This window comes from Paraburkholderia sp., assembly GCF_034668105.1.
Classification (GTDB): domain Bacteria; phylum Pseudomonadota; class Gammaproteobacteria; order Burkholderiales; family Burkholderiaceae; genus Paraburkholderia.
In genome coordinates, this window is record NZ_JAXDPY010000664.1 from 1 (window position 1) to 9,003 (window position 9,003).

Genomic DNA, 9,003 nt, shown 5'->3' on the forward strand with positions numbered 1-9,003 from the left:
CCCGCGAGATCCTGCAGCGTGGGCGCTTGTCCATCATTGGCCGCTGCCCACCGCTGGATTTCCGATAGCAGACCCACCTGGGTTGCCTTCAGGCCCGAAGGCGCCAGTGCATCGTCGTACAGATTGCCCAACCGGCGTGCGGCGCGCCGCAGCGCGGTATTGGTACATGCGAGGACCTCGTAGGTGCTTGGCTCTTCATCGCGTGCGGAAGCCGATACGTTTCGTTTCTTCATTTCATCACCGTTATTTCCCATAACGTAAGCATGGTTGAGTACAACACCATTGACAAGTACCCACTATATACCCATATACTTGAGCCCTCAATTAAAACAATTGAGCACTCAACTTATATGATCTGGAGAAATGCAATGACTGCTAGCAAAAACACCGCCCTGGTAACCGGTGCCTCTTCCGGCATCGGCGCGGTCTATGCCGATCGGCTGGCTGCGCGCGGCTACGATCTCATTCTGGTGGCACGGCGCGCGGACCGCCTCTCGGCACTGTCGCAAAAGCTGTCGGAAACCTACGGGGTCAAGGTCCGGGTACTCGTGGCGGACCTCGCGCAGGAAGCCGATCTTGCCAAGGTCGAAGATGTGCTGGCCAACGATTCCAGCGTGACGCTTCTGGTCAACAACGCCGGCCTCGCGCGACTTAGCCCTCTGGCGAAAACGCCGGTGAGCGACTCGATGGCACAGCTGAACCTCAACGTCACGGCGCTGACACGTCTGACCCACGCGGTGCTACCTCGGCTCCTCGCCCGCAACGAAGGCAACATCATCAATGTCGCGTCGGTGCTATCGGTTCACTCGTGGGAAGCCAGCGCTGTCTATAGCGGCACCAAGGCCTATGTGCTGACATTCAGCCGGGGACTCCAGGACGAACTGAAGAACACCGGTGTCAGGCTACAGGTAGTTTTGCCGGCAACGACGGCTACGGAGATCTGGGACGAGTCGGGCATACCGCTGTCTACCCTGCGGGAGGAATCGGTGATGAGCACAGAGAACATGGTCGACGCGGCGCTGGTTGGCTTCGATCGGGGCGAGAGCCTCACCTGGCCGTCCGTGGCAGACGAAAGCCTGTGGGAAAAGTACGATGCCGCTCGCGCCGCCCTATTCGCCGCTACGCAAACCGGCACACCTGCTCCGCGTTACCGGATAGCGTAACGCGCCTGTTCTTTCGAGTCTCCGGTGTCTTTAGGAAACCTGATATTCGCCGTTGTCTCGCTGTATTCCAGACAGCGGCGAAATTGGCCTTGCATGCGTCCAGGCAGTCCAACATCGGCTTGCATAGCGCGATGTGGCTGTCGACATAGCAATTCTCGATTTTGTCGCCAACATCTACCTGAACGAAAACCTCCACGAATCGATACGCCGTCGAAGCACTACGTACTATCGCGCCCCGGCCCGTTCGCCATTGCGCGCCATTCGTGAGCGAATCGACATACCTATAGGGGTATCTCCTGACGTGGCCGCATCGTTAACTCGGCAGAATGGTCCACCAGGCTGTATGGGTCCGCTGGAGCGCTTATGTACTAGCCAGTGGCGCAGAAATGCTAAGCCATTTCCCCTCAGGTGCCGCCGATGCGTCTCCGATCCCTCAAATATCTGCTGATCCTCGCCTGCGGCTACATGGTTGCCGTCGATGCACGTGCCGACGACGCCGCCGGTGTCGTCAAGACACTCAAAGGTGCGGTGCAGATCGAGCGTGCTGGAGGAAGTTCCGGCGCGGCCATCGGCAGCGAGGTTTATGGCAGCGATCGCATCGTGACCGGTCCGGAGTCATTCGTCGGCATCACGCTGCGCGACACCACGCAACTCTCCGCCGGCGCCAATACCATCCTCGATCTCAACAAATTCGCGTTCAACACCACGACCCACGACGGCGTGCTCGACGCGACCGTCAAACGCGGATCTCTCGCGGTGATTTCCGGCAAGCTGGCGAAGGCGAATCCGGATGCCGTCCGCTTCAGCACGCCAACCACTACCCTGGGCGTGCGCGGCACCGAATTCATCATCGAAGTCGGCGACCACGGGGAGAGTGGACGGTGAAGGCCATCATCCGAAGTTTCGGGCTGGCCTCTGCCGCGGCATTCGTCATGCTCCTTTTCCTGGCCGGGTGCAGCACGCCGGACAAAATTATCTTATTGCCGGATCCGGAGGGCAAAGTCGGCGCGGTCACAGTCCACAGCGCCACCGGAGAGCAAACCATCAACACGGCTTATGCCGAGGTCGACGTCACCAAGGGCGGCGCCATCGAAAAAACGATGGACAGCCAATCCAGTGTGCAGACCCGCTATGGCGAGCTGCTCGCGGCGCGGCCTCCTCGCCCGATGACATTCACGATCTTTTTTCTCTTCGACTCCGCCACCGAACTGGCGCCGGAGTCCGCCGCCACCGTTCAGAAGTTAAAAGCCGCGCTAGCGACGTGGCCTGCGCCACAGCTCGTGGTGGTCGGTCACACCGATCTGGCGGGCTCGCAGGAATTCAATGACAGGCTCTCCATGCAGCGGGCGCAGACCGTTGCGGCATTCCTGATCAAGGCAGGCATTCCTGCCCGGCAAATAGAAACCGCCGCGCGGGGCAAGCGTGAGCCGCTGGTCCGCACGGCGGATGGCGTTCCCCATCGCATGAATCGGCGCGCGGTCATCACCATCCAATGACCACGCCAGTGATCGGCGCTCAACAGCCTTTCCTTCGATGAAACGCTATGACGCCCCATGGCCTGCCCGGATCAGGCGTCTGCTGAAGAAGGTCCAGGGGCGTCCCATGGCACTGGTGGTGTTGTTTGGCCTGAGCCTGCTCAACCTGTGCAGCGAATGGCCGAGCGACATAGCGCGTCCGGCTTATGTGAACGCGCTGAACGAGGCGCTGCCGGACTACTTTCAAACGGCCCGGCAACTTCTGTTCGACCAGTATCAACGACGCTTCCCGCGCATTCCGACCGCTCAGCCCGTGACCATTGTCGAGATCGATGAGGAGACGCTGGCCACTGTCGGCCAATGGCCGTGGCCGCGAAACCGGCTCGCGGAGCTGGTCGATGCCATTGCGGCAAAAAAGCCGTTGGCGATCGGTCTCGACATTTACATGCCGGAGCCGGACCAGACCTCGCCCGACAAGGTGGCCGCCAATCTGCCGAAATCGGCCGCGGCGCTCGCCGCCGGCTTGCGGGCCCTGCCCAGTCATGAAGCCATTCTCGCCCGGTCCTTGCGCGCGGCGCCGACCATCCTGGGCGCCGCCGCGCTCGATCATGCCGCCTTCGGCAGCAGCACCGATCTGCGCAGCGCGCCGATCCTCGTGCATGGCACCGATCCAATCGGCAGCGTAAGACGCTTTGATTATGTGCTGGCCAGTCTGCCGGAACTGCAAGCGGCAGCGCACGGGCAGGCGTTGCTGAGCGTGGCGCTCGAACAGGGCGTGGTCCGGCACATTCCCCTCGTGATGGGTTTCAACGAGAAACTGGTTCCCAATCTGCCGATGGAAATGCTCCGTCTCGCCACGGGCTCAGCGGCGCTCGATGTGTTTGCCGATCCATCCGGCGTACAAGCGGTCGGTGTCGCGGATGTCCAGGTGCCCACTCAACCCGGCGGTGATATCTGGTTGCATTTCGCGTCCATCCGGTCGACGTTGAGCCGCTACGTATCCGCACGCGACATCCTGCAGGGCAAGGTCGATCCGGAACGGCTCCGGGACAAACTGGTGCTGGTCGGACTGACCGGCGCCGGCGTGACCGACATGCGCACGACGGCGCTGGGCGAACTGGTGCCGGGCATCGAAATTCAGGCGCAGGTCATCGAAACGATTGTCGAGGGACGTTTCCTGCAGCGCCCCACCTGGCTGAAATGGGCTGAGAGTGCCTTCATCATGATGTTCGGGCTGCTGATCATCTGGTACGTGCCTCGCCCTCATTCGCGGTTTGCGGTGTTCATCAGAGTGGTCCCGAGAGGGGTCGCCGCGTTGGGCGTATTCCTGCATCTGCTGAATCTTCTCTGCTGCTTCTACATTTTCGTGCGCTTCGGATTGCTGGTCGATGCGACCTCGACTTTCATTATCCTGTCCGCGGTCATGGGCTGCTTCTTTTCACCCGCCTTGCTTCACGCCGACGAACAAGCCAGAGCGGAGACCGCGCGGGCGCTGGCACGTGAAAGCGACAGCGAGCGCACCGGCAACGCGCCACGGTCTTGACGCAACCCTTAAGGCAGCGCTTTAGGCAGCGCTTTAGGCAGCGCTTTGGCAGCGCTTGCGTGAGTGGCGCCTGCTGTTGCATCGAACCTGCTTTTCCACGCTTGCTTCCCTATACTTTGAACACGAAGGGAACAAGCCAATCCACTGATCATTACTCGGCGTACAGATTGATCGAGCGCGAACAAGCGCCAATGGGGAGCGAGACATGAGCCTGACTGCACCTGCCGCGTCCGAGGGTGGCCGTCCTGGAGAACCCGCGCATCAGCGGCCGGCGTTGCGCGTGCTTGCGCTTGCGGCGTTGGGGGTCGTGTATGGCGACATCGGCACCAGTCCCCTGTATACGCTGCAGACCGTGTTCGACCCGCTCAACGGGCTCGCACTGAATGCGCCGAATATAGTCGGCATTGTGTCGTTGATCGTCTGGTCGCTGACCGTCGTCGTCTCACTGAAATATGTCGCGCTGATTCTGCGCGCCAACAATCACGGCGAGGGCGGCATCATGGCACTGCTGGCGCTCGCCGCCTCGTCAGTGCTGACCCGGCCGCGGCTGCGCCGTGCGCTATTGGCCGTCGGCATCATGGGTGCGGCGCTCTTTTACGGCGACAGCGTGATCACACCGGCCATCTCCGTGTTGAGCGCGGTTGAAGGCCTGGAAGTCGCCGCGCCATTCCTGAAGACGTGCGTGATACCCGTGACACTGGCTGCGCTCGTCACGCTATTCCTGATGCAAAAGCGCGGGACCGCCGGCATCGGCAAAGTTTTCGGTCCTGTGATGGTGCTCTGGTTCATCGTGCTTGCGCTGGCGGGTGTCATCAACATGGCGCGGGCGCCGGCCATCCTGATGGCGCTCAATCCATTTGCCGGCCTGGCGTTCTGCCTGCATCACCGGTGGCTGGCTTTCGTTGCATTGGGCGCGGTGGTGCTTTCGCTGACGGGCGCCGAAGCGCTCTATGCCGACATGGGTCATTTCGGCGCGAAACCGATCCGGCTCACATGGTTCGGCCTGGTCTTCCCGGCGCTCGCGTTGAACTACCTTGGCCAGGGCGCGTTGCTGCTTGCCGAGCCAGGCGCGCTGCAAAATCCGTTCTACCATATGTTCCCGCAATGGGCCCTGTATCCGATGATCGTGCTGTCGACGATCGCGACCGTCATTGCCTCCCAGGCGGTCATCTCCGGCACGTATTCGATGACCAAGCAGGCCATGCAACTCGGCTTCCTGCCGCGGATGAGTGTCATCTATACGTCGGAAAAGGAAATGGGGCAGATCTACGTGCCCGGCATCAACTGGGCGTTGCTGCTTGCCGTCGTGGCCGCCGTACTCGGCTTCGGCTCCTCGACGGCGCTCGGTTCCGCATACGGTATCGCCGTGACTGGCACGATGCTGATCACGACGGTTCTGACGTTCTTCGTCGTGCGCTATGCGTGGCATTACAACTGGTGGCTATGTATCTTTGCGACGGTGTTCTTCTTTGTCATCGACGCGACGTTCTTCTCCGCGAACCTGCTGAAACTGACGCAAGGGGGCTGGTTCCCGTTACTGGTCGGCCTGATCATCTACACGATCATGGCGACATGGGGACGCGGCTGGGAGTTGATGCGTGCCGAAGCGCGTGTGCGGGCCGGAACGACGCCGCTCAAACCGTACCTCACAACCTTGCTGGCTCACTCGCCGACGCGGGTAGGCGGTACGGCGATCTTCCTGACGCCGGACCCCGACGGCGTGCCGCACTCGCTGATCAACAATCTGAGGCACAACCGCGTGTTGCACGATCGTGTCGTATTCCTGACGGTCAATAACGAAGAGATCCCGTGGGTTCCGGTGGCGAGGCGCGTAACCGTGCATCCGCTCGACTCGGAGTGCTACCAGATCACGATCACGTATGGCTTCATGGATGAAGTCGATCTGCCGCGTGCGCTGGAGACATGCAAGGTATCGGGCCTCACTTTCGAGCCCACGGAAACGTCTTATTTCCTCAGCCGCGCCACCGTGGTGCCCACGCGCGACAGGGGCATGGCCATGTGGCGCGAGCGGCTATTCGCGGTCATGCTGCATAACGTGGGCAACGTCGCGGCTTATTTGAAGTTGCCGGCCAATCGGGTCATCGAGGTGGGGACACGCGTGGAGATCTGATTCGCTACGTTGGCCATGTCAGTCACGCATACTCTTGCGTATCGCCCAACTGGCCCGAGCGTCCACGCACCACGGCCACGACCACAACGGCTTCCCGACGCCTGAGCGCGCCGCCGGTCGTTTCGGCAACTTCGAACAAGCCGTAATGAATACGCAAATCCGCCTGGAATAAAATCACGATCGATGCCGTTCATAGGGAGCTGTCATGGTATGCGGCGGATTCGGTGTCACCCGTTTTGCGATGATTCCGATTCCGCCACGCACTGGCGCAACGCGTCCCTGTTCAAAAACGCTTCAAAGCCCTCGACGGGCAGCGGGCGGCAGAAATAGTAGCCCTGATAGGCGTGACATCCCGCGGCAGCGAGGAAGTCACGCTGAGCCGCCGTCTCCACACCCTCGGCGATGACGCCCAAGCCGAGACTTTGCGCAAGGGTCACGATGGCCCTTGCAATCACGGCGTCGTTGGGATCGACCAGCACATCGCGCACGAATGAGCGGTCGATTTTCAACTGATCCAACGGCAGCCGCTTCAAATAGGAGAGCGACGAATAACCAATACCGAAATCGTCGAGTGAAAAAACCACGCCTTTCGCCTTCAGCGCACCCATCTTCTGGATGATGTCCTGCACATTGTCGACCAGCACGCTTTCGGTCAGCTCCAGCTTTAAACGGTCTGCCCGAGCGCCGGTTTGACGAATGGTGGTCAACACCTTGTCCACGAAGTCGGGTTCGCGGAACTGCTGGACGCTGACGTTGACCGCAATCGTGAGATAAGCGGTGTCCGCCCGCGTCGCCCATCGCGCCAGTTGCTTGCACGCGGCTTCGAGGACCCAGCCACCAAGGGGAACAATCAGTCCGGTTTCTTCAGCCAGCGGAATGAAGTCGGCAGGCGGCACCATACCGCGCTGCGGATGTTGCCAACGCACCAGCGCTTCGACGCCCGTAATGCGAGCGCCGTCGACCTGCGCCTGGTAGTGCAGCAGGAACTGCTTCTGCTCGATCGCATTGCGCAGCCCCGCCTCGAGCGCGGCCCGCTCCACGACCACAGTCTGCATGTCCGGATCGAAGAAGCACACCGCATTGCGCCCTCGCTCTTTAGACTTGTACATCGCGAGGTCGGCCTGCTTCAGGAGTTCGTCGATCGAAGCCTGCTGCCCCGTGAATACCGTGGCGCCAATGCTCGCGGTGCTGCGGTATTCGATCTCGCCAAGCTGATACGGCACGCCAAGCACAGAGAGAATTTTTTCGCCCTGGGCCTCGGTCTGGCTAGCCGCCTCCTCGCGGTTCGCATGCAGGCTGCCCAGCACCACCACGAACTCGTCGCCGCCTACCCGCGCCACGGTGTCGCTTTCGAGCACGCTGGCAGCCAGACGTTGCGCCACCTGTTGCAGCAGCAAATCGCCTTTGTCGTGGCCCAAGGTATCGTTCAACGTCTTGAAGTGGTCGAGGTCGATGAACAGCAACGCGCCGCATGCCTCACTGCGGGCACTGGCCGTGATTGCCTGCTTCAGGCGATCGAGCAGCAGGGTGCGGTTAGGCAGACGGGTCAGTGCATCGAAGAAGGCCAGCTCCTTGATTCTTTCTTCCGCGATCTTGCGTTCGGTAATGTCGTGATGCGTGCCGACGTAGTGACTCACCACGCCATCCTCTCTCATGACCGCGGAGATCGTGAGCCATTTCGGATACACCTCGCCGTTCTTGCGACGATCCCAGATCTCTCCCTGCCAGCCGCCGGTACGGTGGATCGCGTCCCACATCTCGCGGAAGAAAGCAGCACCGTGACGGCCCGATTGAAGCAGTCGCGGTGTCTGCCCCACGATCTCCGCGGCCGTATAGCCGGTGCATTCGGTGAAAGCCGAGTTCACACGCAGGATCTTGGCGTTGGCGTCGGTGATCATCATCGGCTCCTGCGAGTCGAAGGCGACCGCGGCGATACGAAGTTCGGTCTCGACCTGTTTGCGCTCGGTAATGTCGCGCCCGCTTGTGCGAAAGCCAATGAAATCGCCTTTGGCATCGCTGATCGGCACCCAGGAAACGGACAGCCACACCACCGAGCCATCTTTGCGAATACAACGAAATTCGAGGTCGTCGCCACGATGGCCCTTAAGCCCATTCACGAACTCAGGGGCAACCCGGGGGAGATCGTCCGGGTAGATCAGCGTGCCCGCGAAGTCGCGCATGGCCATGCACTCTTCGACCGTATAGCCCGTGTATTCCTCGACCGAAGGGTTGATCCAGCGGGGCTTGCCGTCGGATCCCCACCAGATCTCCCAGTTAACCGTGCAGTCGGCGATCGCGCGGAATTTTTCCTCGTTCTCGCGCAGTTCCTGCGTCATTTCGGAGGCGAGCCGCATCGCGCGGCCGCGGCCGGTCATCATCAGCCACGTGAGCAGCGTCAGCAGCAGGCTCAGGCCGATGCCGCCGCCGGCGATCAGCAGTTCCGCGTTACGGCCGAAACGATCTTTGAAGTCGTCCTGCGCGCTCATCGAAAGCGTCCAGTCGTGTCCGCCGACGACCAGATATTCCGTGGCCGAAATGACGGCAGGCGAATGCTGGCTGCCGGCCATGGACGTCCTGTGCAACAGCGCTGCGGCAGACGGCTCAACGCCGTCATAGATGGCGATGGTGAGTCCGGGCGGCTGTTCGCCATACAGACTCGCGACGACGTCGTGCATGCGGAACGACGCGTAG

The 9,003-nt window shown here is 61.3% G+C and carries 7 protein-coding genes and 1 pseudogene; 5 read left to right on the forward strand and 3 right to left on the reverse strand.

Going from position 1 to position 9,003, the window contains the following annotated elements:
- Window positions 1-233 (reverse strand): annotated as a pseudogene (locus tag QOC89_RS29455) (MarR family transcriptional regulator); the annotation flags it as partial.
- A 135-nt stretch (window positions 234-368) separates the two neighbouring features.
- Here QOC89_RS29455 and QOC89_RS29460 point away from each other — a divergent pair.
- From QOC89_RS29460 to QOC89_RS29480, 5 genes are all read left to right on the forward strand, one after another.
- The gene (locus tag QOC89_RS29460; protein ID WP_323048264.1) at window positions 369-1,163 is read left to right on the forward strand and encodes an SDR family oxidoreductase; all 795 of its coding nucleotides are present in this window, start codon (window positions 369-371) and stop codon (window positions 1,161-1,163) included.
- A gap of 417 nt (window positions 1,164-1,580) precedes the next feature.
- Window positions 1,581-2,048, forward strand: a complete 468-nt coding sequence (locus QOC89_RS29465) for a FecR family protein (protein ID WP_323048265.1) — start codon at window positions 1,581-1,583, stop codon at window positions 2,046-2,048.
- Window positions 2,045-2,659: an OmpA family protein gene (locus QOC89_RS29470; protein ID WP_323048266.1), complete on the forward strand. Its 615-nt coding sequence runs from the start codon at window positions 2,045-2,047 to the stop codon at window positions 2,657-2,659. Before QOC89_RS29465 ends, QOC89_RS29470 begins: the two co-directional genes overlap by 4 nt.
- 37 nt (window positions 2,660-2,696) lie before the next feature.
- Entirely contained in the window at window positions 2,697-4,181 is a 1,485-nt protein-coding gene (locus tag QOC89_RS29475) for a CHASE2 domain-containing protein (protein ID WP_323048267.1), read from the forward strand.
- A gap of 205 nt (window positions 4,182-4,386) precedes the next feature.
- Window positions 4,387-6,312, forward strand: a complete 1,926-nt coding sequence (locus tag QOC89_RS29480) for a potassium transporter Kup (RefSeq protein ID WP_323048268.1) — start codon at window positions 4,387-4,389, stop codon at window positions 6,310-6,312.
- 22 nt (window positions 6,313-6,334) lie between these two features.
- Here QOC89_RS29480 and QOC89_RS29485 read toward each other — a convergent pair whose 3' ends face one another.
- Window positions 6,335-6,490: a hypothetical protein gene (locus tag QOC89_RS29485; protein WP_323048269.1), complete on the reverse strand. Its 156-nt coding sequence runs from the start codon at window positions 6,488-6,490 to the stop codon at window positions 6,335-6,337.
- A gap of 49 nt (window positions 6,491-6,539) precedes the next feature.
- Window positions 6,540-9,003, reverse strand: a 2,464-nt coding sequence (locus tag QOC89_RS29490) for an EAL domain-containing protein (RefSeq protein WP_323048270.1), incomplete at its 5' end; no start/stop codon positions are given.

Excerpts from the sequence above, each read along its gene's own strand:
- QOC89_RS29465 (WP_323048265.1), top strand. The coding sequence starts at position 1,581 with ATGCGTCTCCGATCCCTCAAATATCTGCTGATCCTCGCCTGCGGCTAC.
- QOC89_RS29480 (WP_323048268.1), top strand. The coding sequence starts at position 4,387 with ATGAGCCTGACTGCACCTGCCGCGTCCGAGGGTGGCCGTCCTGGAGAA.
- QOC89_RS29460 (WP_323048264.1), top strand. The coding sequence starts at position 369 with ATGACTGCTAGCAAAAACACCGCCCTGGTAACCGGTGCCTCTTCCGGC.
- QOC89_RS29475 (WP_323048267.1), top strand. The coding sequence starts at position 2,697 with ATGAAACGCTATGACGCCCCATGGCCTGCCCGGATCAGGCGTCTGCTG.